23 protein-coding genes and 1 tRNA gene are annotated in these 23,438 nt (G+C 41.2%); 11 read left to right on the top strand and 13 right to left on the bottom strand.

The features are described from left to right. The first annotated feature begins 130 nt into the window (after positions 1 to 130). Complete coding sequence (locus ACSFVZ_RS13100) at positions 131 to 1,009, top strand: flagellar protein MotY (RefSeq protein WP_199525985.1); 879 nt, start codon at positions 131 to 133, stop codon at positions 1,007 to 1,009. 24 nt (positions 1,010 to 1,033) lie between these two features. Here the strand turns inward: ACSFVZ_RS13100 and ACSFVZ_RS13095 are convergent, their stop codons facing one another. After that, complete coding sequence (locus ACSFVZ_RS13095) at positions 1,034 to 1,939, bottom strand: DMT family transporter (protein ID WP_135924091.1); 906 nt, start codon at positions 1,937 to 1,939, stop codon at positions 1,034 to 1,036. 405 nt (positions 1,940 to 2,344) lie between these two features. On the opposite strand from ACSFVZ_RS13095, the gene ACSFVZ_RS13090 reads away from it, so the two are divergent. Beyond that, entirely contained in the window at positions 2,345 to 3,547 is a 1,203-nt protein-coding gene (locus tag ACSFVZ_RS13090) for an aromatic amino acid transport family protein (protein WP_138556966.1), read from the top strand. Between the two features lie 62 nt (positions 3,548 to 3,609). On the opposite strand, the gene ggt is transcribed toward ACSFVZ_RS13090, so the two are convergent. Together ggt and ACSFVZ_RS13080 are read right to left on the bottom strand one after the other, a co-directional pair. After that, complete coding sequence (gene ggt, locus ACSFVZ_RS13085) at positions 3,610 to 5,268, bottom strand: gamma-glutamyltransferase (RefSeq protein WP_435559022.1); 1,659 nt, start codon at positions 5,266 to 5,268, stop codon at positions 3,610 to 3,612. Between the two features lie 64 nt (positions 5,269 to 5,332). Beyond that, positions 5,333 to 5,899 (bottom strand): GNAT family N-acetyltransferase, encoded by a 567-nt coding sequence (locus ACSFVZ_RS13080; protein WP_253038134.1) that lies wholly within the window; start codon positions 5,897 to 5,899, stop codon positions 5,333 to 5,335. Between the two features lie 44 nt (positions 5,900 to 5,943). Between ACSFVZ_RS13080 and ACSFVZ_RS13075 the strand changes: the two genes are divergently transcribed. Further along, complete coding sequence (locus tag ACSFVZ_RS13075; RefSeq protein WP_138556968.1) at positions 5,944 to 6,312, top strand: hypothetical protein; 369 nt, start codon at positions 5,944 to 5,946, stop codon at positions 6,310 to 6,312. A gap of 41 nt (positions 6,313 to 6,353) precedes the next feature. Here the strand turns inward: ACSFVZ_RS13075 and ACSFVZ_RS13070 are convergent, their stop codons facing one another. Next, positions 6,354 to 8,576, bottom strand: a complete 2,223-nt coding sequence (locus tag ACSFVZ_RS13070) for a TonB-dependent receptor (protein WP_199525955.1) — start codon at positions 8,574 to 8,576, stop codon at positions 6,354 to 6,356. 388 nt (positions 8,577 to 8,964) lie between these two features. On the opposite strand from ACSFVZ_RS13070, the gene ACSFVZ_RS13065 reads away from it, so the two are divergent. Both ACSFVZ_RS13065 and ACSFVZ_RS13060 read left to right on the top strand, forming a co-directional pair. Further along, entirely contained in the window at positions 8,965 to 9,807 is an 843-nt protein-coding gene (locus tag ACSFVZ_RS13065) for a VOC family protein (protein ID WP_435559021.1), read from the top strand. After that, positions 9,807 to 9,959, top strand: a complete 153-nt coding sequence (locus tag ACSFVZ_RS13060) for a hypothetical protein (protein WP_168246724.1) — start codon at positions 9,807 to 9,809, stop codon at positions 9,957 to 9,959. The genes ACSFVZ_RS13065 and ACSFVZ_RS13060 overlap by 1 nt, the downstream gene beginning before the upstream one ends. Positions 9,960 to 9,981: 22 nt before the next feature. Here the strand turns inward: ACSFVZ_RS13060 and ACSFVZ_RS13055 are convergent, their stop codons facing one another. The 8 genes from ACSFVZ_RS13055 to rlmE all read right to left on the bottom strand — a co-directional run bounded on the left by ACSFVZ_RS13055 (position 9,982) and on the right by rlmE (position 17,381). Beyond that, positions 9,982 to 10,926 (bottom strand): PDC sensor domain-containing protein, encoded by a 945-nt coding sequence (locus ACSFVZ_RS13055; protein ID WP_435559020.1) that lies wholly within the window; start codon positions 10,924 to 10,926, stop codon positions 9,982 to 9,984. A gap of 193 nt (positions 10,927 to 11,119) precedes the next feature. Further along, a tRNA-Leu gene (locus ACSFVZ_RS13050) sits at positions 11,120 to 11,204 on the bottom strand. 77 nt (positions 11,205 to 11,281) lie between these two features. Continuing rightward, complete coding sequence (secG, locus tag ACSFVZ_RS13045) at positions 11,282 to 11,629, bottom strand: preprotein translocase subunit SecG (protein WP_135924084.1); 348 nt, start codon at positions 11,627 to 11,629, stop codon at positions 11,282 to 11,284. Position 11,630: 1 nt separating this feature from the next. After that, complete coding sequence (gene tpiA, locus ACSFVZ_RS13040) at positions 11,631 to 12,380, bottom strand: triose-phosphate isomerase (protein ID WP_435559019.1); 750 nt, start codon at positions 12,378 to 12,380, stop codon at positions 11,631 to 11,633. A gap of 69 nt (positions 12,381 to 12,449) precedes the next feature. Then, the gene (gene glmM / locus ACSFVZ_RS13035) at positions 12,450 to 13,805 is read right to left on the bottom strand and encodes a phosphoglucosamine mutase (protein WP_135924082.1); all 1,356 of its coding nucleotides are present in this window, start codon (positions 13,803 to 13,805) and stop codon (positions 12,450 to 12,452) included. Further along, positions 13,798 to 14,646, bottom strand: coding sequence for a dihydropteroate synthase (gene folP, locus ACSFVZ_RS13030; RefSeq protein WP_135924081.1), 849 nt, complete (start codon positions 14,644 to 14,646; stop codon positions 13,798 to 13,800). Before folP ends, glmM begins: the two co-directional genes overlap by 8 nt. Before the next feature lie 98 nt (positions 14,647 to 14,744). Continuing rightward, a complete protein-coding gene (gene ftsH / locus ACSFVZ_RS13025) occupies positions 14,745 to 16,685 on the bottom strand; it encodes an ATP-dependent zinc metalloprotease FtsH (protein ID WP_235383495.1) in 1,941 nt (646 codons plus the stop codon). A gap of 66 nt (positions 16,686 to 16,751) precedes the next feature. Further along, a complete protein-coding gene (rlmE, locus tag ACSFVZ_RS13020; RefSeq protein WP_135924079.1) occupies positions 16,752 to 17,381 on the bottom strand; it encodes a 23S rRNA (uridine(2552)-2'-O)-methyltransferase RlmE in 630 nt (209 codons plus the stop codon). A gap of 89 nt (positions 17,382 to 17,470) precedes the next feature. On the opposite strand from rlmE, the gene yhbY reads away from it, so the two are divergent. After that, positions 17,471 to 17,767, top strand: a complete 297-nt coding sequence (gene yhbY / locus ACSFVZ_RS13015; protein WP_135924078.1) for a ribosome assembly RNA-binding protein YhbY — start codon at positions 17,471 to 17,473, stop codon at positions 17,765 to 17,767. Positions 17,768 to 17,863: 96 nt separating this feature from the next. On the opposite strand, the gene ACSFVZ_RS13010 is transcribed toward yhbY, so the two are convergent. After that, entirely contained in the window at positions 17,864 to 19,015 is a 1,152-nt protein-coding gene (locus ACSFVZ_RS13010) for a serine hydrolase domain-containing protein (protein ID WP_138556971.1), read from the bottom strand. A gap of 115 nt (positions 19,016 to 19,130) precedes the next feature. Between ACSFVZ_RS13010 and ACSFVZ_RS13005 the strand changes: the two genes are divergently transcribed. The 5 genes from ACSFVZ_RS13005 to ACSFVZ_RS12985 all read left to right on the top strand — a co-directional run bounded on the left by ACSFVZ_RS13005 (position 19,131) and on the right by ACSFVZ_RS12985 (position 23,351). Further along, complete coding sequence (locus tag ACSFVZ_RS13005; protein WP_435559018.1) at positions 19,131 to 19,934, top strand: hypothetical protein; 804 nt, start codon at positions 19,131 to 19,133, stop codon at positions 19,932 to 19,934. 169 nt (positions 19,935 to 20,103) lie between these two features. Further along, entirely contained in the window at positions 20,104 to 20,943 is an 840-nt protein-coding gene (locus ACSFVZ_RS13000; protein WP_235383494.1) for a MipA/OmpV family protein, read from the top strand. Beyond that, positions 20,933 to 21,331 (top strand): DUF3019 domain-containing protein, encoded by a 399-nt coding sequence (locus ACSFVZ_RS12995; RefSeq protein WP_135924074.1) that lies wholly within the window; start codon positions 20,933 to 20,935, stop codon positions 21,329 to 21,331. The genes ACSFVZ_RS13000 and ACSFVZ_RS12995 overlap by 11 nt, the downstream gene beginning before the upstream one ends. A gap of 16 nt (positions 21,332 to 21,347) precedes the next feature. After that, complete coding sequence (locus tag ACSFVZ_RS12990; protein ID WP_135924073.1) at positions 21,348 to 22,055, top strand: response regulator; 708 nt, start codon at positions 21,348 to 21,350, stop codon at positions 22,053 to 22,055. 6 nt (positions 22,056 to 22,061) lie between these two features. Beyond that, a complete protein-coding gene (locus ACSFVZ_RS12985) occupies positions 22,062 to 23,351 on the top strand; it encodes an ATP-binding protein (RefSeq protein ID WP_138556974.1) in 1,290 nt (429 codons plus the stop codon). The last annotated feature ends 87 nt before the right edge of the window (positions 23,352 to 23,438 follow it).

Here is a 23,438-nt window from a genome sequence, read left to right as displayed (position 1 = left end):
TCTTAACAAGTTTTTAGGCACATTATTTGCTTTAAACTAATCAGCTAGCGCTGTGCTATGCAGTTTTAACTATTTAGCACACAAACTTGCCAATTAATTGGCATTGATGATTTGTTGGAGATTTACCGTGATGAAGTTTTCATTACTCCCTTTAAGTTTAAGCCTTATGTCGCTATTTGCTGCCACACATACAAGCGCAGCTATGCGTGAGTACACTGCAACAGCAGATACTTCTAACTGGAATATGGTTAAAACATCTCGCTTAGAATGCCAATTAAATCATGAAGTTCCTTACTATGGTGAGGCTATTTTTAGCACCACGGCCAGTAAAAATAAAGACGTTAACTTTAATCTTGATATGGTTGTTAGGCCAGATAACTACAGCATTGCAGGCTTAAAAGCAGTGCCACCACACTGGCGTGCAGGCATCCCAGCCCGTGATTTAGCTAATATGAAGCTGTTAAGAAAGTTTGACGGCGAACTGGGTAATAAAACTGCGTGGGAGATGCTCACAGAACTTGAAAAAGGTTACCAACCGACATTTTATTACCAAGACTGGCAAAACAGTGCCGATAAAATTGCCGTTGGCTTATCAAGTGTTAACTTCAAGCAAGCCTACTGGGCATTTTTACAATGTCGCGATGCCATGTTGCCCTACAGTTTCGAAGATATTTCGTTCACTGTAATGAATTACGAACCAAACAGCAGCAACTTAACTAAGACATCGCAAAAGCGCTTGGAGAAAATAGCTGAATACTTAAAGTACGATACGAGTATTGCCTCTATATCAATCTCGTCTTACACCGATAGTTACGGCGGCCGCTGGAATAACCTCGAATTATCTAAAAAGCGCGCAAAAGCGATTAAAGACTATATAGTTAGCTTAGGTATTGATGAAAATAAAATTGATACTGAAGGATACGGTGAAAAACGCCATGTTGCCAGTAACGACAACATTCTTGGCCGGAACACAAACCGCCGTTTAGTGATTCAAATTGCTAAAATGTAGTAGCCGCTATTGCGGCTACTCGCTTTAACCCATTTCTAATGGCTTGATACCTTTAAAACGTTTTATCCATTTATCGCCAAACTGGAAGAACGCTAGGCTTATCATAATAACCGTTGCACCAATTACCAGCTCTTGATCAATTGGTTCATCGTTTAATAAGCCGCCTATGGCAATTGCAAAGCTCGGTGTGATCAACGTTGTTAATGCTACTGTACTCGCGTTCAATTTTTGCAATACATGAAAATACGCCAGCGCACCAATTAGTGAGCCAAACACGCCTAAGTAAACAATTGAGTACAGTGATTTTGCACTCCACATCTGGCTATTAAGTTGGCCATCTACCAGCAACCAAGTAATAAAAAACAGTGGCGTTACAAATACTAAAGCACCGAATGTGGTGGCCATTGGGTGAATAGCAATTCTTACCCGTTTGATCATCACGCCACTTAAACTAAAAAAGCACACTGCCATAAATACATATAGCAGACCACTAAGCTGCTCTACCCCACCTTGAATATGGCGCTGACTCACTAAAAATAAGCCAATTAAGGCGCAACCAAGTGCCGCAAGCTTAACCGCACTGAACTTAGGTTCGTTCAAGATCTTTTGCGCAAGTAAGCCCGACAAAATTGGCGCAAGGCCAAACATCAACGAGATTAACCCTGAAGGCACCGTTTTAGCGGCCATGTAGCTTAATAACATGCCACCAAAAATACCAATGCTCGAATAGCCATAGAGGAACAAAGCGCGGCGATGCCAAGGCACTCGGATATTAGCCACAGCAACGACAAAGGCAGCCAACACCAGTCCCACCAGCATGCGTAAAAACACGGCTAGGGTCGGCGCTACCGTTTCACTACTCCAAACAATACCCAGTGGTGTTGTTGACCAAATCACCACCATTAAAAAATATGAGGCTTTAACAGGCACAAGCTTATTCCTTTAAAAAGGCGAAAAAAGCGGAAGAGAATTTAAAAGAGAAATAACCAACCGCTTAGAACGCGGTTAGTAAAACTTACTTAATTAACCGCAGCACATAACAGACCATACGACTGATGAGGTCAGGCGCATACAATTGTTTGTTGGTCGTTGGTTTAGCTGCATCATGGTATTTAAAAAGTAAGTTGAAGAAGCTTAAGAATCCACCCAAATGGTGATTTTGTCAACACTAAAACTCAGACAATTTTCCATAAAGTTTCTAGGCGTTTTCAACGGCCTGTTTGCACATGTAAATCATAAGTTACATTTAATTTCTTTGATTTATAACAAAACTATTTAAGTTTTGTTAAACAAGTTATATCTTGCTTGCCTCTCACGAAGTTTAAGGGGCAAAAAGTGCTTAAAAATAAAACAATAGGTAGCATGTTAATTGTTGCTGGCACCACCATAGGTGCAGGGATGCTGGCATTGCCTATCGCCTCAGCAGGGCTTGGTTTCACAACAGCGTTATCACTTATCTTACTTACATGGATTTTAATGACCTACACAGCATTATTGATGCTAGAGCTACATCAATATGCCGACAGAGACGCAACCCTCAATACCTTAGCTAAATCATGGTTGGGTAAACGTGGACAATGGGTGGCTAACTTTTCAGTGATGTTTTTGTTTTACGCATTATGCGCGGCGTATATCGCAGGTGGCGGTGCACAATTACAAGAAAAGCTTAACTCTGGTTTATCTCTGTCTTTAGCGCCGCAAGTTGGTTCAGTCATTCTGGCTGTGGTAATTGGTACGGTGGTTACGCTCGGCACTAGTAAAGTTGATAAACTTAACCGCGTACTTTTCACTATAAAGGTATGCGTACTAGCGAGCTTATTTTATATGCTGACACCATATGTTCACGGCCAACACTTACTTGAAATGCCGATTGAACAAGGTCTGATTTTATCTGCAATCCCGGTGGTATTTACTTCATTTGGTTTTCATGGCTCTATTCCGTCGATCGTGAAATACGTGGGTTTAGATATCAAAACACTTCGTAAAGTGATGGTGGCTGGTGCAGCCCTGCCTTTAGTGATTTACATTTTTTGGCAGTTACTTAGCCAAGGCATGATGAGTCAAAGCGACTTGCTACAAAGCCAAGGGTTACCTGGATTCGTAAGCAGTGTCGCTAGCATTGCTCACAGCCCGCATGTTGCCACAGCAGTAAACATTTTTGCTGATTTAGCGTTGGCCACGTCTTTCTTAGGGGTGAGTTTAGGCTTATTCGACTTTTTTGCTGATGCATTTAAAAAAGGTGATGGCAGTAAAGATCGTATCAAAACAGCCTTGATCACCTTTATTCCACCGCTTGGTTTTGCGCTATTCTACCCGCAAGGGTTTATTATGGCGCTTGGCTACGCCGCCATCGCGCTGGTTATTTTAGCGGTGTTTTTACCGGTTGCTATGGTCTATAAGCAACGAAGCAGCAAGCCTGACGCGGGTTATCAAGTCAAAGGCGGTAATATTGGTTTAGCACTGGCCGCCTTGTTTGGTGTGCTTATTATTAGTGCTCAAGGTTTACAAATGGCGGGGCTTATTCCAGCGATTGGTTAAACAACTAATCAAATCAAAAAAGCACCCGAGGGTGCTTTTTTTGTGCCTGGGTTAAGGTGAAATTAAAACACCATCGCCTTACCGCGGCCAGATGCTTCAGAGGCTGCATCTAATTTACCGTCTTTATTGATGATCACATGCATATCACCAAAATGGCGCTCATCAAGTGTATAACCCATTTTCTCAAGGGCTTTGACAACTTTTGGTTCAAGACCTGTGTGGTATCGAATCACATTTTTAGGCCATAATTGGTGATGAAAACGTGGGCTGTCTACCACTTGCTCTGCAGTCATATCAAATTCAATGGCATTTAAAATAGACTCATACACAGAGCTAATAATCGTGGTGCCACCCGGCGAACCAGTTACCATTTTAACTTTGTTATCTTGAAGTAGAATGGTCGGTGTCATTGAGCTTAGCATGCGTTTATGTGGTTGAATTTCGTTAGCTTTACCACCAATTGCACCAAATACATTCATCACACCTGGCTTGGCACTAAAGTCATCCATTTCATCATTTAAAATAAATCCTGCACCAGAAACAACAACGCCACTACCAAAGCTCAAGTTTATCGTCGTGGTATTCGCTACCGCATTGCCCCACTTATCTAGAATAGAAAAGTGCGTTGTTTGTTCACTTTCGTGTAAACCAGGTTTGATGTTCTCGGTAGTTGAAATGGCATCTGGACGAATTGTACTTGCTCGCTTGGCGAGATAATCATCTGCAAGCAATGCAGTTTTTGGCACTTCATAAAAATCTGGGTCGCCTAAATATTCAGCTCTGTCGGCGAATACGCGTTTACCTACTTCAGCCAAAATATGGACATAGGTTGTTGAATTGTGCTCAAGTGTTCCTTTTGGCTTTGCAAGGTCGTACATTTTTAGCCACTGTAAAATAGCAATACCACCTGAACTTGGCGGTGGCGATGTGAGCACTTCGTAACCACGCCAGTTACCTTTAATTGGTGTACGCGATTTAGCTTCATAAGCTTTTAAGTCTTGCTCAGTAATAATACCACCATGTTGCTTCATAAACGTCGCAATGATTTTCGCAGTCTCACCTTCGTAAAAGCCTGCTTTACCTTGGTCACGAATACGCTTTAATGTGGCGGCAAGTTCAGGCTGCTTGAAAACCTTTTTTGCTTTGGCATCAGCAAAGTAATCTGAAAAGTTAATGTTAACCGACTTCTTAGCCATTCGCGCAATGTAACGCTCAATACTAGCGGCTAATTTTGGATGAACCACAAAACCTTGCTCTGCTAACTTAACTGCAGGCTCTAGCAGAGTCTTCCACTCTAAACTGCCATGCTTTTGATGCGCAAGCCACATACCTGCAACACTGCCCGGTACACCACTTGCGTGAATACCGTATACCGACATGTTATCGATGACATTTCCTTTTTCATCAAGATACATATCTCTGTGTGCAGCAGCTGGAGCCGTCTCACGGTAATCAATAAAATCACCCTTGCCATCTTTTTGGATCAGCATAAAACCGCCACCGCCAATATTACCGGCTTCAGGTAAAGTAACTGCTAATACGAATTGTGCAGCAATTGCTGCATCAACTGCATTACCCCCCTGCTCTAAAATGGCACGAGCGGTGTCGCTGCTGTAACTATCAGGCATAGCCACAGCTGCTTGCTTAGCAAGTAGTGACTGATGACAAAATAATACGGCTACGAAACATAATCGCGCTGCATACTTAACTATATGAGTCATAGAACTTCCTTTTTTATTGATGAAACTTTCACCCATTTACGCATGTTAAAGCTGGTTGGGTCAATCAGTTGTGTTCAAATGGTGTTAATTGCTCTTTTGGACAAGAGTAGAGCACCGCAGGTAATTGGCCGTGCTCATCTGTATGGTTATAGTTTTTAATAAATTTAAGCCCCAGCTTTTCCATCACTTTAATAGAGCCGATGTTATCCTTCAGTGCTGTTGCTGAGAGCGATTTAACTGTTGGATCCTGACATACCGCATGGGCAACAGCTAATGCTGCCTCAGACGCATAACCTTTACCCCAGCTCATTTGTTTAAAGCGCCAACCAATTTCTAAATCACTGTAATCAGGCTGTTCAAAAAAGCCCATAGGCCGTACTAATACCCAGCCGATAAATGTATTGCTCTCGATGATATTTACCTGCCAAAGCCCCCACCCTTTTTGCTCATTACGATATGCATTCAAGCGTGGAATAAATACCTCTTTGATGGTCTGCATACTGGATATTTTGCCACGAGTTAGATATTTCATTACCTCTGGGTCGTTATCGAGCTCATATAAAAGCTCGGCATCATTGCCATCCATTAATCGAAAACTTAAACGTGTTGTTCTAGCTATGTTCATTTTTATTTGTTTATACTGCTTGTGGAGTTGGATAACCATTAGAGAAAATTATGAAAAAATTAGCAAGCTTAGTTTTATTAGGCTGTATAGCCTTAACAGGATGTGACGATGCCGAGCAAGCAAAGAAAGATGCTAGCGAAGCAAAAGAAGAAGTAAAGCAAGCTCTTAATGACGCTTGGGGCGACGTAAAAGACGCCACCAATGAGTTTAATGATGACTCGCTGCAAGAATTACTCGAAGAGAGTAAAAAAATGGGCTTAAACATGTATGACGACGGTAAAGAGATTGCCTTAGACGCATGGATTGAAAGCAAAGAAGCAGCAGGTGAACTTACCGAAAAAACCAAGCAAAAAGCAAAAGAACTGGCTGAAGAATTAAGAGAAGCGCGCGAAAAGCGCGAACAAGAGAAAAATAATTAAAAAGAAAGGGCAAGTATTTACTTGCCCTTTTTTGTTAGTAATTAAAGCTCAAATTCTTTTTTGAATTTTAAGCCAAATTCGCTGCGGTCGTTGCTGCGCATCACGCCAACAAAGCCAGATTGTTGTAAGCGACCTACATCATAAACTTCGTTTAACACGTTCTCACCGTAAAGAGTCACTTCAAAGTCACCGTTCGGGTTTAAGTAAGAGATGTTAAAGCCAACTAATTCACGTGAATCAATGTGTTCACTTTGGTTGAAAACTGATTGACCTTGCATATCGCTACGGTAAGAGTAGTTTGCGTTTACTGCCACTGTGCCACCGTTACTTAAATCAATGAAATAAGAAGGTGCGACCATCACAGTCCAACGTGGTGTTAGTGCTGGTGAATCACCTTTACCAATACCTAATACACCGTCATCTACTTCTGTGATTTCTGAATCTAGGTAACCAATAGCACTACGTAGCGTAAAGTCATCAGTAAATGCAATTGTTGTCTCAAGCTCGATACCTTGTGCTTTAGATTCACCCGCATTTTCTACGATAGTAACGAAACCGCCACCTGCAGTTGGATCTGAGAATGGTAATGCAAGGTCTGTGTAGTCAGTAACAAACACAGCAAGCATCATAGATACATCTTCATGTACCTGACCTTTAAGGCCTAGTTCGTAGTTAATAGCTTTGGTTTCATCGAAAGAAACAAATTGATCAGGACCACCAAATGGACGCGGTGGGAAACCACCTGTTTGATAACCTTTTTGGATTTGGCCATACACATTCATGTTATTGCTAAGCTGGTACGACGCGTTTAAATCCCATGTTACTGCATCAAAATCAGCACTTACGTATTTACGTGTCGCAAACGTTGGGAATAAGGCATCGGCTTCTTTTTTATCTTTCGAATAACGTAGACCACCGCCCACCGTTAAATCGTCGCTTAGGTCATAGCTCGCATTGATATAAGCTGCGTATGAGTTAGTCTCTTGGTTGATATCAAAGTAACCGTAATCACCAAAAGACGCTGTAGTACCATCATTCAAAAGGCCATCAGGTGTGTTGAATGGGCTAAATACAAACGGGCCAGAGCTTGTGAAACCATCTTCATTAAAGAAGTATAAGCCTGATACAAAGTCCATGTTATCGAAGCTACCGTTTAACTGGATTTCGAATGAATATTGATCTGCGCCGCCTTCTTCAGGGAATTCAGATAAGTTAAGGGCAACAGCGTCATCATCAAGACCCCCTTCGTATTCTGAGCTACGGTAGCTAGTGATGAACTTTGCTGTATACGTATTATTGATGTCCCAATCAGCGGTTAAAGACGTGCCCCAGCCTGAGTAAGCTGTCGACTCAATACCTGCTACGGTTGATGCTAAATCATCAGGATCGCTTGGTAACATATCTTCTGTTAGTAATGGGAAATCACCATTGAATGGGTCATTCGGATCCAGTGGCGCTGTTAGTTCAATTGTGTATGGTGATTGGCCTGATTCGTTATCAACACCATCAATTGAGAACACAAAAGATAAGTCGCTGCTTGCTTGCCATTTAAGCGCCATACGACCGCTTAACTCTTGCTCTTCACCGATTTCTTTTTCTGGGTTAGCAAGGTTGATCGCTTCACCTACACCATCGCGTTGCTTATAAGACACGCTTGCAGACATGCTTACAGTGTCGGTGAGGCTGTTATTAAAGTAAACGTCACCCGCTAAACGGCCACGGCTACCTACTTTTGCCGTTGTCGTTACAATGCCATCATCACCAGGTTGCTTAGTAATAATATTTACTGCACCACCTAATGTGTTACGACCGTACAAAGTACCTTGTGGACCACGTAACACCTCTACACGCTCAACATTTGGTAATGATAAGTTTGAGCCCATTTGGCGACCAAGGTAAACACCGTCTAGGTAAACACCCACGCCCGGATCGGTTGTGATCACGTGGTCTTGTAAACCAATACCACGAATAAACACGGATGCATGGGCCGCATTACCTACACCATAACGGGTGATGTTTAGGTTAGGTACGTATTTACCAATGTCTTCTAGGTTGCTCATGTTTGCTTTATCAATCAGGTTTTCACCGATTGATGTCACCGCTGTTGGCGACTCAAAAATGCTTTCTGTACGCTTACGCGCTGTTACTTCGATTTTCTCGAAAGCATCTTGTTTAGCAGAGGTTTTTTCTTGCTCAGCAAACGCTGAAGTAGATAATGCAGCAACAATGGCCACAGTTAACTGTGAGAGATGACGTAATTTCAATTAAAACTCCAAAGGATACCGTGTGTGTATTTTCGCCCATAAATTTCAGGCATAAAAAAAGACGCTTAGCTATAAGCATCTTTCCTCTGGAAGGGCATTATATGTCAGTTTTGTGAAAACATGTATAATTATTTTATTTTTTATTAATTTTAAATAACATCCTCCTTAATATGTATTACAAATAGCATAATTTTACCCAAAACAACTCCTTCCTTGATCTCACCATTCATTTGCATGCAAACAGACAAGGTTAAAATTTTTAGAAAGTAAACCTGTAGCGCTTAGCTAAAAGCAATTAAATCTTCATTAACTCCTCTTACTTTTGATTGAATAACAAACAATAAATAGTCTATGCTTTTAGTTGACCCCATTTTGCAAGGAGCAAACTTTGAAATTACCTACCCCTTTGCGTGTTGCCATTTTAGCCGCAGCCACTGCGATTTCACTTACAGGCTGTCAACTCACCTCTAGCGAACTACCTGCTATTAGCGATACAGGTACCAAGCATATTGGTCATGTAGTTTGGCACGATCTTATTACCCCTGATTTAGCACAATCTAAAGCCTTCTATGGCGATGTGTTTGGTTGGCAGTTTAAGCAGGTTAACGACAGCTATTTACTCGCTACCTCAGACGGTCAATTAATTGCAGGTATGGCTGAGCTTGATAATAAGCAAAATGCCAGTCATTGGCTGAGCATGTTAAGTACTGACAATATCGCTGCAATAAGCGAAAAAACAGTCACCGCTGGCGGTAAAGTTTTAATTGCTAGTACAGAAATTAAAGGACGAGGCAGCATAGCAGTATTAGAAGATCCGCAAGGCGCGGTATTTTCTTTGATCAACACAGTTAATGGTGACCCAGCTGCTACATACAGTGATAATCGTTGGATATGGCAAGAAGTCTGGACTGACAACCCTGAGCAAAGTCAGTCTTTTTATCAATCGCTTGGCAATTATTCTGTTCAGACTAAAACACTGGGTGAGAATAACTATAAATATCTAACAGCCGATAATAAACCGGCTATTGGTTTTGTTAAAAAGCCTGACACTAACATTGGCAATACCTGGGTTAACTACATTAAAGTTGCCAATATTTCCGACATACTCCTTAAAGTAAAAGCCGCAGGTGGTGTAGTTCTTATGGCGCCGACTCAACAAGTGCGAAATGGCAGTGTAGCCATTATTCGTGATCCTGCTGGCGCAGGTATTGTAATTCAGGAGCAAATGTAATGAAAAAACGCATTCTAAAAATAGCCACGCTAGCAGCCACCTTAGTGCTACTAAATGCATGCACACCTTATGCTAGCCTTGATATTAATGCCCCTTTTAAAGTTGGGCCTGTCTATGTAAACCCAAGTATTGGCATTGGTGGGACGCTTTAAAAATAAAAGTCTCCGCCCTTAATTAATGTTTTATCTTTAAACGCTGGACGTGCGAAAGCACGTCTTCAGCTTTTGCACCTAAATAAACATAAATAGCTAAAGCCAATAACAGCCCCGCCACAGCAAACATCATCAGCACAGCAGGAATAACATACTCAGTTTGACCAAGCGCAGCCTTGAACATAGTTAATAATGCCTCAATCGATACTGCAATCAGAATAGTTGAAATAAAACGCGTGATAGTGCGGCGAGTCGAGCTATGGCGGAAGATATCTTTATGCATCAAAATTTCTTCCTCGAGAATTGTTTTTCCTAAATCAAAAATGGCTAATGCAAGAGTAACGAAAATGATGATTGTAAAAGGTTTTAATGGATCAGAATGAGGCTGCTCACTCATTAACAGTTCTAGCATACCGATGAATACTTGATAGAGTAAATAAAAGACTAAACAAAACAAACAACCAACAATTAAGCCGTAGCCAGCTTTAAAGTAAGCGGTCATGCTTGCACGTTTAGTATCACCCATAATAAATTCAACCAGCTCAGTTAAGCAGACATCTATCACAAGAAAATAATGGCCCCCTTGTTTCTTTTCGACCGGTTTAATTGCAGAAATACATAAATGCCTAGTTGCTGTCGAGATATAAGGAGAGGTGAAATGTGCCTCAGGAGCGCTCGACACTAATAAAAAATAAGGCCTAGCGCTTAAATCCTGCCCTGCTCCTTTATTTGCCAAATGCTTCTTGTACTGACGTTTAAAGCAGACATTATCACCGAGCTGAATACCTTGCTCATTTAAGCAATACTGTAACTCTAAGAACGGATACTGTTTTACAAGTTGCTGATAGTCTTGTTCGTTGGTGATTGAAGCTTGCACACTCGCTAAAATAGACAGTAGTAAATTGTGTATCAGCAATTGTTGTTCTTCATATCGCTCAATTGCACTGAGATAACTCATTCTCGCCATCTTTGTATCCTTAAGAGAATAGATACAACTAAGTAAGCAAGGTGTGCTCCAAGTTTAAAAAGCGATAATAATCAGCTTGATATAAAAAATGACGATATAAAATTAGAATAATGGCACTAAAAAAGTGCATCGTGTGTTGTATAAAGCACTAAAACGAAAAAAGCCGTAACACTGTGTTACGGCTATTTAATTTTGGTGCGGATGGGGGGACTTGAACCCCCACGGCCGAAGCCACCACCCCCTCAAGATGGCGTGTCTACCAATTCCACCACATCCGCATACAATTCTGTATGTTGTTAAGCTTTTTGTTTACTTGAGGAATGAAAACAGCTTAACAGGTATTAGCCTAAGCCAATTAATTTGGTACGTCAGAGCTCTTTTCTTCTGTTACCGGCACATCGTTTTGTGCAGGAGTAACAGTTTCAACAGCTGGCGCAGCTTCTAGGTTTTCCCACTCATCAGTCTTTTTAATTTGACCAGCTGTTAGGTTGCCTAGAACAATACTTAGCACAAAGAAAATTGTTGCTAAGATTGTGGTTGTTTTAGTCATGAAGTTACCAGCACCAGATGAGCCAAACACGGTTGCAGAAGCACCTGCACCAAATGATGAACCCATATCTGCGCCTTTACCTTGTTGGATTAAAACCATACCAACTAGAGCTAAAGCAACAATTAAATAAACTACTAATAAAATTTCGTACATCTTATACGGTCCCTTTTGCACTTTCGCAGATTGCAGTAAATGAGTCTGCTTTTAGACTTGCGCCACCAATTAGGCCACCGTCAATATCTGGTTGTGCAAATAATAATTCGCTATTTTTTTCATTCACGCTACCACCATATAAGATGGTTAATTGCTGTGCTAAGTCATCATCTAAAGAAGCAATTTTCTCACGGATAAACTTATGAACAGCTTGCGCTTGCTCAGGTGAGGCAGTCTTACCTGTGCCAATGGCCCAAACGGGCTCGTATGCTACCACAGAATTCTTCAGTGCTGCTACACCTAATTTGTTAATTACAGCATCAATTTGTGCTGCAACCACTAATTCGGTTTCATTTGCTTCACGTTGCTGTTCACTTTCACCAACACATAGTACCGGTGTTAAACCAACATCTTGCGCACGAGCAAATTTATCTGCCACAACCTCATCTGATTCGCCATAAATACTACGACGTTCAGAGTGTCCAACAAGTGTGTATGTTGCGCCTAAGTCTTTAACCAGTTGCGCATCTACTTCACCGGTAAATGCACCTGCTTGGTTCTCAGAAACAGTTTGTGAACCAACCACAACATCTTGCTGAATTACAGCGTTAATTAATGGGAATGGTGGAAAAACCACAATATCAAGTTCATCCGATTGAACATCTTTAATAGCGCTAGATAGCTGTTCAACAAGCTCTAATGAGCCGTTCATTTTCCAGTTACCTGCTACCATCGGCTTACGTGCTGCCATATTTCCACTCCACATTAGAAAGCGGGCAAGATACTAACTCGACTTGCCCTAAGTTACAAGAGGTTATTGTTATACCACGGTTTGTTTGCTCACAGATTCAACAACTGCGGCAATTTTTTGAGCACTATCAAGTACAATTTTCTCTTGCTCAGCTTCAACCATCACGCGAACAACAGGTTCAGTCCCTGATTTTCGAAGTAACACTCGTCCTGTATCTCCTAGTTGCGCTTCAACTTCAGCAACCATATCGATAACAGCCTGAGCTTGTGTTGGATCTGTGCCCTGAGGGTAACGTACGTTGATCATTTTCATTGGGTATTTTGTAAAGCCAGCGCCTAGATCTTGTAATGTTTTATTTTGCGCGACCATAGCTGCGAGTACTTGTAAGCTCGAGATAATACCATCACCCGTACTGATCAGGTCTAAATTCAATACGTGTCCTGAACTCTCACCACCAATTTTCCAGCCTTTTTCTTGTAAAAGCTCCATCACGTAGCGATCGCCCACTTTACTACGAGCAAAACCAATGCCGCGCGCTTTTAGGGCATTCTCTAGGCCCATATTTGACATAACGGTGCCAACAACACCACCACCTAGAATATCGTCATTAGCAGCTTGGCATGCAATGATGTAAACAATATCATCACCATCAAAAACTCTGCCATTATGATCAACCATCATTACGCGGTCACCATCACCGTCATAAGCAATACCCACATCAGCATTATGTTCTAATACTTTGCGTTTAAGAGTTTCAACATGGGTTGCACCACACTCTAAGTTGATATTTACCCCATTTGGCTCGCAAGCATGACAGATAACCTCTGCGCCTAGCTCACGCATTACCGAAGGAGCAATGTGGTATGTAGCGCCATTGGCACAATCAAGCACAATTTTTAACCCTTCTAATGACAGGCCTTGTGGGAATTGGCTTTTACAAAACTCAATATAGCGACCATCCGCTGTTTCTAAACGACGAGCTTTACCTAGTTTGTCTGAGGCAACACAGGTCATAGGCTCATCCATCATAGCTTCTATTTCAAGCTCAACTTCATCAGGTAGCTTTAAGCCTCTGCTTGAAAAGAATTTAATACCGTTATCATGATATGGATTATGCGATGCACTAATTACAATGCCCGCTTCAGCACGGAATGTTTGGGTTAAATAAGCAACAGCAGGTGTCGGCATAGGGCCCAAAAGAACAACATCAATACCCGCCGCAATTAAACCTGCTTCAAGCGATGTTTCCAGCATATAACCTGAGATACGAGTATCTTTACCAATTATAACTTTCTTGGTGCCAATTTTTGATAGTACACGACCAGCAGCCCAGCCTAGTTTTAAAGCAAATTCAGGGGTGATTGGAAACTCCCCAACCATGCCACGAACGCCATCCGTGCCAAAATATTTTCTTGTTTTACTCATTTGTAATTCCTTTCTTACATGCTTGCCATACGCTAAGCACATCGACTGTTTCTAATACATCATGTACACGAATAATTTTAGCGCCATTTTGGGCCGCAATTAATGCTCCCGCTAAGCTACCTGCTAAACGCTCACTCGTGTCTCTTTTTAATAAGTTACCTATCATTGATTTGCGTGATAAGCCTGCTAACACTGGTAGATTAAATTGATTAAACTCATCAAACCTATCAAGGATTTGATAGTTATGAGCCAGTGTTTTTCCAAATCCAAAACCTGGATCCAGTATAATTCGATGTTTCTGAATACCCGCTTGCTCGCATGCTGCAATACGCTCGGCAAAAAAACGATTTATGTCTGCAAATAAATCAGTATATACCGGATTACTTTGCATAGTTCGTGGCTGCCCTTGCATGTGCATTAAACAAATAGCCACATCTGGGTACTCAGCAAGTACATCTATAGCCCCAGGTTCTTGCAATGCTCTTACATCATTAATGATATCAGCACCGGCAATAATAGCTTGACGCATCACTTCGCTTTTACTGGTATCTATAGAAATAATGCAATCGCTACTTTGCCTAAGTGCTTTAACCAATGGGATTACGCGTTTTAGCTCTTCATCTAAAGACACATCAGGTGCGCCTGGGCGAGTGGATTCACCACCAATATCAATAATTTTTGCGCCTTGATTTAGAAGAGCTTGCGCTTGTTTGACAGCGCTGTCGAGCTGACAGTAGTTGCCGCCATCTGAGAAAGAGTCAGGGGTTACGTTTAAAATCCCCATTACAATAGGGTCGTCGAGGTGTAAAGTGCGACCTCGGGGTAATTTAATAGCGGTCATCGATCACCTTTACTGCTTCCATGGCAAAAAATACAGTATTGTTTTCTGCTACAAAAAAGCCCCGGCATGCGGGGCTTTTGCTTTTTCTATTTTAGCGATTATTCAGCTTTGTCATCAAGGTTTGTTTCATCCTTTTTTACTGAATCTTCGCTTTTTGTCTCTTCGGGTGCCGATTCTACTTTCGGAGCCGTAGATTTTTTATCATCTGGACGACGGTCATGAACATCACGAGGTTCACGAACTGGCTTACGAGCCATTAAGTCATCAATCTGACCCGCATCAATCGTCTCGTACTTCATAAGTGCATCTTTCATCGCATGAAGAATGTCGATGTTATCTTTTAATATTTGCTCAGCACGTTGGTAGTTACGGTCTGAGAACAAACGCACTTCACTATCGATAACTTTAGCTGTTTCATCTGACATGCTCATAGCACGGCTACCACCGCCACCCATGTACATTTCGTTTTGATCTTCAGCATAAAGTAATGGACCTAGCTTTTCACTTAGACCCCACTGAGTAACCATTTTACGAGCAATATCAGTTGCACGTTCAATATCGTTACTTGCGCCCGTTGTTACTTTATCTTCGCCATAGATTAAAGCTTCAGCGATACGGCCACCATAAAGACTCGAAATCATTGACTCAAGTAACTCTTTTGAGTGACTCACGCGGTCTTGCTCTGGCAAGTACATAGTGACACCCAGTGCACGGCCACGAGGGATAATCGATACTTTATACACAGGGTCATGTTCAGGCACCATGCGACCAACAATCGCGTGACCCGCTTCGTGGTAAGCAGTCATTTCTTTTTCTTGCTCACTCATCACCATGGTCTTACGCTCTGCACCCATCATGATTTTATCTTTTGCTGCATCAAACTCTGCCATGCTTACAACACGCTTGTTACCACGTGCAGCATATAGCGCAGCTTCGTTAACTAAGTTAGCAAGATCAGCACCAGAGAAACCTGGCGTACCACGTGCAATTACAGCCGCTTCTACGTTGTCACCTAGTGGTACTTTACGCATATGTACTTTTAGGATCTGTTCACGTCCGCGAATGTCTGGTAAACCAACAACAACTTGACGGTCAAAACGACCAGGACGTAATAACGCTGGGTCTAATACATCAGGGCGGTTGGTTGCTGCGATAACAATAATACCTTCGTTACCTTCAAAACCATCCATCTCTACAAGCATTTGGTTAAGTGTTTGCTCACGCTCATCGTGACCACCACCCATGCCGGCGCCACGTTTACGGCCTACCGCATCAATTTCGTCGATAAAGATGATACACGGTGCGGCTTTCTTCGCTTGCTCGAACATGTCACGTACACGTGATGCACCAACACCAACGAACATTTCAACGAAATCAGAACCTGAGATTGTGAAAAACGGCACTTTTGCTTCACCTGCAACGGCTTTTGCAAGTAACGTTTTACCTGTACCCGGAGGACCTACCATTAGTACGCCTTTCGGGATGCTACCACCTAGCTTTTGGAATTTAGATGGGTCACGTAAGAAGTCAACCAGCTCAGTTACATCTTCTTTTGCTTCGTCACAACCAGCAACATCAGCAAAAGTAGTTTTAACTTGGTCTTCACTCATCAGGCGCGCTTTGCTCTTACCGAAAGACATCGCGCCTTTACCGCCACCACCTTGCATTTGACGCATGAAGAAAATCCATACACCAATAAGCAGTAACATTGGGAACCAAGAGATTAAAATGCTGGCGAGGAAAGACTGCTCTTCAGGCTTTACACCTTTCACATTGACATTGCTTTTTAATAAATCGTTCAAAATGTCTTTATCATACATTGGCATGATAGTTTGAAAGCGCTCACCGTTTGTTTTGGTGCCAGTAATAGTACCTGTTGTGCTTTCGATTGAAACTTCTTGAATAGCGCCGCTACGAGCATCGCTTACAAACTGAGTGTAACTTGTTTGGCGATCAACTTGATCACCACCATTAAAGCTCTGAAACACTGACATTAGCACTACTGCAATGACCAGCCAGAGTATTAGATTTTTCGCCATATCGCTCAAGGGGTTAACCTCTTGTATCCAATTAATTTAAATTCAACTTAACGCTGCACAACTGTACTACAGTTTGTAGCCTGTCGCCACTATATAAACTTCCCGAGAACGGGCACGCGAAGCATCGGGCTTTCTAATTTTTACCGCTTTAAAGCTATTACGTACGTCCTGCAAGTATTGATCAAATCCTTCGCCTTGGAATACTTTGACACAAAATGCGCCGTTTTTCTTTAAAACTTGGTGACACATATCCAACGCAAGTTCTACTAGGTACATACTACCAGCTTGGTCAACAGATGTATTGCCGCTCATATTTGGTGCCATGTCAGAAAACACCACATCAACATTTTTTCCGTCAATACGAGTTAATAACGCATCAAGCACTGCTTCTTCACGGAAGTCGCCTTGCAAAAAGTCGACACCTGCTAGCGAATCCATTGGTAGGATATCACACGCAATGACTTGACCATTATCACCTACTTTTTCTGCTAGGTATTGTGACCAACTACCTGGAGCCGCACCTAAATCAACCACCGTCATTGATGGTTTGATTAATTTATCTTTGTTTTGAATTTCGTCTAATTTGAATACCGCACGAGAACGCCAGCCTTTCTTTTGCGCTTCGTGAACATAAGGATCGTCGAAATGTTCCTTCAGCCAACGCTTAGAACTGGCTGAATGTTTTTTATTTGCCATAAAATTAATACGTAACTAATTAGTAATATTCTCTAGATGGCGTTAGAATACCCTTAATTCAAGCCATATTCAGCAAAATTTGTAACAACATGAAATTATCGAACAAACAAAAGCAGTTTTTAAAAGGTCAAGCACACAGTTTAAAACCTGTTGTATTACTTGGTGCTAACGGTTTAACCGAAGGTGTTTTGGTTGAGATTGACAGCGCTTTAGACATTCACGAATTAATCAAGGTTAAGGTACCTACTGATGATCGTGAAACTAAAGCATTGATTTTTGATGCGATTGTTCGCGAGACTAAAGCAGAGAAGCTTCAAACAATTGGTCACACAATTGTACTGTATCGTCAAAGCGAAGATAAAAAAATTCAATTACCACGCGGCTAAGTCCGTATCGGCAATTTAAAAATAAAAGCCAGCGTTACTCGCTGGCTTTTCTATTTCTGAATCGATTTTATTTTGTAACCAAACATGAGTCGCTTGCTATTTTTCTGCACGAGTGTATTTAAGTACCCGATTAATGAACTCAGTAGTTAATTCATTAATCAAACCCGTTTCGGCATTCAACACTAAACTAAAGCCAATATTCAAATGTGGAAACACCACAAGATCACTACGATAACCTTGCACCCAGCCACTATGGTAATAAAGTACTTCGTCATCATAGTCATAAATACGCCACCCCAATCCGTAAAAAGCATCATTTACGTGCTCTCGCCATACTCTGCGGCGAGTTTCCTTTTTAGTATGCGTATAAGGGCGTGTTTGTTTGATCAGCGCATCCAATGGCAGAACATCAGGGAATTGCCCTAATTGGGCGTTTAGCCATATTGCCATATCACTGGCGCTTGCATTTACACCTGCTGCCGCTGGCACCTTATAATAATTTTTCTTTAAACGTGATGTATACCAACGCTTTCTGCCACGCACATGTGGATGCGCATAGTTTTCATCTTTTACCATGCCTTCAAAACCAACGCTGGCATCATTCATTTTTAGTGGCGCAAAAATATATTCAGTGATCCAGTGGGAATAATCCATTTGAGTTGATTTTAAAATTACTGAATCAATTAAACTAAACATCACATTTTGATAGCCATAGCACTCACTAGGCTTACAAATTGGCTCTACTGCTAATAAACGTTCAACAATGTCGGGATAACTCATCCGTGACTCAATTAAGTTATCGTAGGCATTTGGCACCAAGCCACTTGAATGACTCAATATATGATAAATTTTTAAATCATCTTTGTAGACGGTATTTGAAAACTCAGGAATAAATTTACTAATTGGATCATCAATATTAAATTCGCCTTGTGCCGCAAGTTTTGCAGTAAGTGAGCCTGCAAAAGTTTTTGACACTGAAGCTAAACGAAACCGAGTATGTTGGTTTACCCTGCGACCATCCTTTATTTTTGTTCGCCCAATCCCTTTGATGAAATCTTCTTCACCTAACTTCACAATCGCCAATGAACCGCCAGGAATACCTTTACTTGTTAACTTACGGGTTAAATATTTATTATAATCATTGACGAATGTTTGCCATTGCTGATCACTAGCAAGTGCATAACGACTTGAAAAAAGCTGAATAAGAAGGAGAAAAAAGAAAGGAATAAAACGTAAACTGTACTTCATTAGTTATTTTTTTAAATTCGTTTAGGAAGTTTCTCATAACATAATATCATGAACTTTTGCTTCGACTAACGTACAATACGATTAATCTTTATTTTTTATGGGTAGATTATACTATATGCGCTTTCTTTTTGTTTTGATTTTTTGTTTTATCTCAGTTGGTTGCGCTTTAAAACCAGAACCAGCACCGCTTTTAACTATGCCAAAAAAACCGACACTGCAAAGCCAATACTTTCAAATTGAGTATCAAACAGAGCACGAAGCTCCTAAAGTTAAGTCTGTTCAATTGCCAGCCCATGCCGTTAAAAAGAATCAGACTGTTACTATTATTGCCGACAAAACGAGTGTTACTGACACTCTTTATAAACAAATTTCAGATGCTTTAATCGAAAAACAATTAAAAGTAATAGAAGGTGATGAAGCTGATTACGCTTTGTCGATTCATCAGCTTGATTTAGATTTGGTTGATGATACTGAATATCAGCTAGTTAAGCCCGATAAAGCATTTCCATTGTTTGCAGATGTTGCTGCGCAATATCCAACTCAACAATGCGCAACTATTTTGGCACAAGTAAGCATGCGTCTAACGCATAAAAAGACCGGAGATGTGGTCTGGTTTGCAAAATCTTCAATCGACAGCGCGAGCTTTCACCGTGAGCCTCTTATTTATCGTGTAGAGCAACAGCAAACTATTAAAAATGAGCTAGAAGTTGCCAGCTTTATTCATGCACAAAATACTGAACAAGCCCGTCTGGAGCGCATTAACAAAAAAGTACAGGTACCGCCTTACCAAACTATGATGCGTATGAGTTCATTAACTAAGCAACAAGGTCCGTGTAATCGCACTGAAATTAGTGCTCTAACACCTATGATGCAATATTACCTCAGCAGCATCCTGCTTGATAAAATTAAAGTACAATAACATCTAGGCTGTTTGTTTTACCCATAAACAAACAGCCTATCTTTTAGTACTCGTAACACTTTCTTACACATCTAAGCCCACACCTACATTTTTTTACAGATTACAGGAACTCGATAACAATATACTATATCCTCTTACGACATTACTTTTTCGAAACAAGGATGAGACATTGCGAGTTTACGCCACCATTTTAGTACTTTGCTTGTGGTTTTTCGCTGCATCAAGCCATGCCAGTAATCGCTATTATGCTGACAACACTTTGGAGCCAAGCCAAGGCTTTGCTTGGGACTGGGGCATTGGAGCGGGTTATTACATCGAAGACTCTTACCTAGTGGGCATGGATTCATACAATGATGGTTTTGAGCCAGACATTCACCTTGCAATATCGTATGAAAAGTTTTACCTCGATTATGACCAAAGCCAATTAAGTGGTGGCCTAACTATGGGCTATAGCTTGATTGACAAGTTTGAATGGGGTCTTGATTTAGTCGGTACAAACATTCAGTCTGGTTTTGATGAAACTGGTCTCGCCTTTTATGGTGACGATGTCATCGATGAACTAGCAGGGATAAAAAATAGAAATTACGATTTTGATGTTGGCTTGCGTTTATCTCGCCGCTTTGAAAACTCGCAAATTTCATTTGAGTATTTACAAGATGTTTCCGGTACACATAATGGCTGGGTAATGAATTCGTTTTATAGCCAAATTATTCCATGGCGAAACTGGGAGTTTCGTTCTGGTGTTGGCTTAAGTGCCTATTCTGAAGACTTTACTAATTATTATTTTGGTATTTCAGAATCAGAAGCACTTGCAAACCGCCCTGTTTATCGCCCTGATACCTCTTATAGCCTGATCTTTGAATTTCATGCCGAATATCCGCTCAACAGACATTGGGTATTCTTAACAGGCTGGCTGTCTACTTGGTTTTCTAGTGATATTCACCAAAGCCCTATTATTTCACAACAGTATCAGCATAAAGCCAAGGTAGGCGTGCGCTATGTCTTTTAAGTATTATTTCATCATAGCGTTCGGGTTTTCTGCCTCATTACATGCGCAAGAACAACAATCCGTTGATACTAAAGCTAATGCCTTGGTTGCATTACCTGACACCTGTGTTGCACTTCGTGAGGGCAGAAGCTGTTACGCCGATGTAGACATTAGTTGGCAACAACAGAGCATAGGCAACTATTGCTTACGTAACGAACAAAGCAAACACATCATTCAATGCTGGCTGATGCAACAAAAGGGTTTATTTCGCTACGAATTCGACTCTGCAGAAACAATTGGCTTTGAACTTATTAATAGTGACAACGGCAAAGTCGTTGCCACCACTGAAATACAATTACAGTGGGTTTATAAAAATCGTCAAAAGAAACGCCGTTGGCGACTGTTCTAACCGTTTGGAGTAAATAATGGAACATTACGGAACAATATTATTAGTTGAAGATGATATTTCACTCGCCAATTGGGTGGCCGAATACTTAATTGAACAAGGTTATAAAACCACTATTTGTTCACGAGGCGACCTCGTTGTTGAGCAGGTACGTAAAACAGCTCCTGACTTAGTGTTACTCGATATAATGCTTCCCGGACAAGACGGCATTAGTGTTTGTCGTGATTTAAGGCAGTTCTATCAGGCTCCTATTATCATGCTGACAGCACGCGACGAAGAAATGGATGAAGTGATTGGTCTTGAAGTAGGTGCTAGTGATTACATGATGAAGCCTGTGCGTCCTCGTGCTCTGCTCGCGCGCATAAAAGCCGCATTGCGCTCTAAAACTGACTCGCAAGATACCAGCAAAGAAAGTACAACAATCAATGTTGGTAAACTCACTATCAATACAGAATCACGTACTGTGTACTTTGGCGAAGATGAAGTTCATATTTCAAGTGCAGAATATTTATTATTACATTACCTTGCCAGTAATGCAGGCCAAGTGGTATCACGAGACGCCGTGTTTAAGGCGACGAAAGGCAGAGAGTATGATGGCTTAGACAGAAGTGTCGATGTGCTCATCTCGTCTTTACGTAAAAAGTTTAATGATGATCCACAACACCCAGAAAAAATTAAAACGATCTGGGGCAAAGGCTATTTGCTTGTTTCGACGGCGTGGCAGTAAACGCGTGTGAAAAAGTTTTACCTTTCCTTATTAGGCAGTGCACTCCTTTCAATTATCATTTTGGGTTGGCTTATTGACGCGTTCAGTCAGCAAACCCAAACGCCTCATGACGTTTTTTATAGCGAAACCCAAATGATAAAAGGTTTTGCAAAACAATTAGCAGCAATTTCACCCAGTCAACGCCCACAAGCTATCAAGCAACTTAATGATGACTTTACTGTTCAGCTTGAATACAGACCAACCCAATCGCTTGCTTTACCTCAATCATTACTTGCACAAATTACGCAGCCAAGCGGGCTTATTCTCGAAGATCAACAAGGTTATTACTTGCTTTACAGTGAACCAAACTTAGGGTCACACCATTTAAAAATGCGCTTAATGAAAGACCATAACCATGAACAAGGTAACGATGTGTTACTAACTATGCTTTTTTATGCTGGGCTTTGTGTGTTCATGGGTTTTATCATTACTCCATTAGCAAAGCGCTTATCGGTGTTAAATGACGCGGCGCAACGTTTTGCTAAAGGTGACTTGAAAAGCCGCATTCATGTATCACATTTTACCTATATCAAGGACGTCGAGCTAACCTTTAACCGCATGGCAAGCCAGATAGAAAAGCTACTTGAAGAAAACAAGTTGATGGCGTCAAGTTTATCGCATGATATACGAACACCTATTGCCTGTTTACGGTTTGGGTTAGAGGCAGCACAAGATAGTCCAAACGAACAAAAACGTCTGGAGTACCTTGCCCGTATGGAGCAAGATCTTGATCAAATGGAGTCGATGCTAAAAAGCTACCTTGCTTTTGCCACACTAGAACAAAAAGCGAATCAGCTCACTTTTAATGAGTCAGATCTTGATAGTTATACCCTTACTTTAGTTCACCAACTAGAACCTAAACTGGAGCAACGTCAGCTTCGCATTCAGCAACAAATCGAACCTGGCGCTGTATGTGCCGATCTACACTGGTTAGCCAGAGCAATCGTTAATTTATTGAGCAACGCTTGTGATTTTGCGACATCAGAAATTCTGATTTCCGCTAAACAAGCTGGAAATCAGGTTATTTTTACAATTGAAGATGATGGTCCGGGAATAGATCCAAAAAACTGGCATAAAGTATTCAGTCCATTTTTCCAAGAGCAGACTCATCGTAATCGAGATGGTGAAAGTTATGGACTAGGTTTAGCCATTGTCGCTAAAGTTGCTGACTGGCACCACGGCACTGTCAGCGTTACAAAGAGCAAACAGCTCGGAGGCGCTTGTTTTACTCTTTCAATTCAAAATAAAAGCCTTTAAACATGTTTCAATTATGTTAATTGTCTCGTATTGTAGAGAACAATTGCACGAAATGTACGCTGACTTCAAAGATAACAATATATAGAA

It is taken from the genome of Pseudoalteromonas nanhaiensis, assembly GCF_051235485.1.
GTDB classification, from domain to species: Bacteria; Pseudomonadota; Gammaproteobacteria; order Enterobacterales; family Alteromonadaceae; genus Pseudoalteromonas; species Pseudoalteromonas lipolytica_C.
This window is presented reverse-complemented; position numbering and strand designations above follow the sequence as displayed.

What these genes read in the sequence shown, in the direction of transcription:
- ACSFVZ_RS13100 (WP_199525985.1), top strand. Translation starts at nt 131, where the DNA reads ATGAAGTTTTCATTACTCCCTTTAAGTTTAAGCCTTATGTCGCTATTT.
- ACSFVZ_RS12995 (WP_135924074.1), top strand. Translation starts at nt 20,933, where the DNA reads ATGTCTTTTAAGTATTATTTCATCATAGCGTTCGGGTTTTCTGCCTCA.
- ACSFVZ_RS13005 (WP_435559018.1), top strand. Translation starts at nt 19,131, where the DNA reads ATGCGCTTTCTTTTTGTTTTGATTTTTTGTTTTATCTCAGTTGGTTGC.
- yhbY (WP_135924078.1), top strand. Translation starts at nt 17,471, where the DNA reads ATGAAATTATCGAACAAACAAAAGCAGTTTTTAAAAGGTCAAGCACAC.
- ftsH (WP_235383495.1), bottom strand. Translation starts at nt 16,685, where the DNA reads ATGGCGAAAAATCTAATACTCTGGCTGGTCATTGCAGTAGTGCTAATG.
- tpiA (WP_435559019.1), bottom strand. Translation starts at nt 12,380, where the DNA reads ATGGCAGCACGTAAGCCGATGGTAGCAGGTAACTGGAAAATGAACGGC.
- ACSFVZ_RS13075 (WP_138556968.1), top strand. Translation starts at nt 5,944, where the DNA reads ATGAAAAAATTAGCAAGCTTAGTTTTATTAGGCTGTATAGCCTTAACA.
- secG (WP_135924084.1), bottom strand. Translation starts at nt 11,629, where the DNA reads ATGTACGAAATTTTATTAGTAGTTTATTTAATTGTTGCTTTAGCTCTA.
- glmM (WP_135924082.1), bottom strand. Translation starts at nt 13,805, where the DNA reads ATGAGTAAAACAAGAAAATATTTTGGCACGGATGGCGTTCGTGGCATG.
- ACSFVZ_RS13010 (WP_138556971.1), bottom strand. Translation starts at nt 19,015, where the DNA reads ATGAAGTACAGTTTACGTTTTATTCCTTTCTTTTTTCTCCTTCTTATT.
- ACSFVZ_RS13055 (WP_435559020.1), bottom strand. Translation starts at nt 10,926, where the DNA reads ATGGCGAGAATGAGTTATCTCAGTGCAATTGAGCGATATGAAGAACAA.
- ggt (WP_435559022.1), bottom strand. Translation starts at nt 5,268, where the DNA reads ATGACTCATATAGTTAAGTATGCAGCGCGATTATGTTTCGTAGCCGTA.
- rlmE (WP_135924079.1), bottom strand. Translation starts at nt 17,381, where the DNA reads ATGGCAAATAAAAAACATTCAGCCAGTTCTAAGCGTTGGCTGAAGGAA.
- folP (WP_135924081.1), bottom strand. Translation starts at nt 14,646, where the DNA reads ATGACCGCTATTAAATTACCCCGAGGTCGCACTTTACACCTCGACGAC.
- ACSFVZ_RS12990 (WP_135924073.1), top strand. Translation starts at nt 21,348, where the DNA reads ATGGAACATTACGGAACAATATTATTAGTTGAAGATGATATTTCACTC.
- ACSFVZ_RS13060 (WP_168246724.1), top strand. Translation starts at nt 9,807, where the DNA reads ATGAAAAAACGCATTCTAAAAATAGCCACGCTAGCAGCCACCTTAGTG.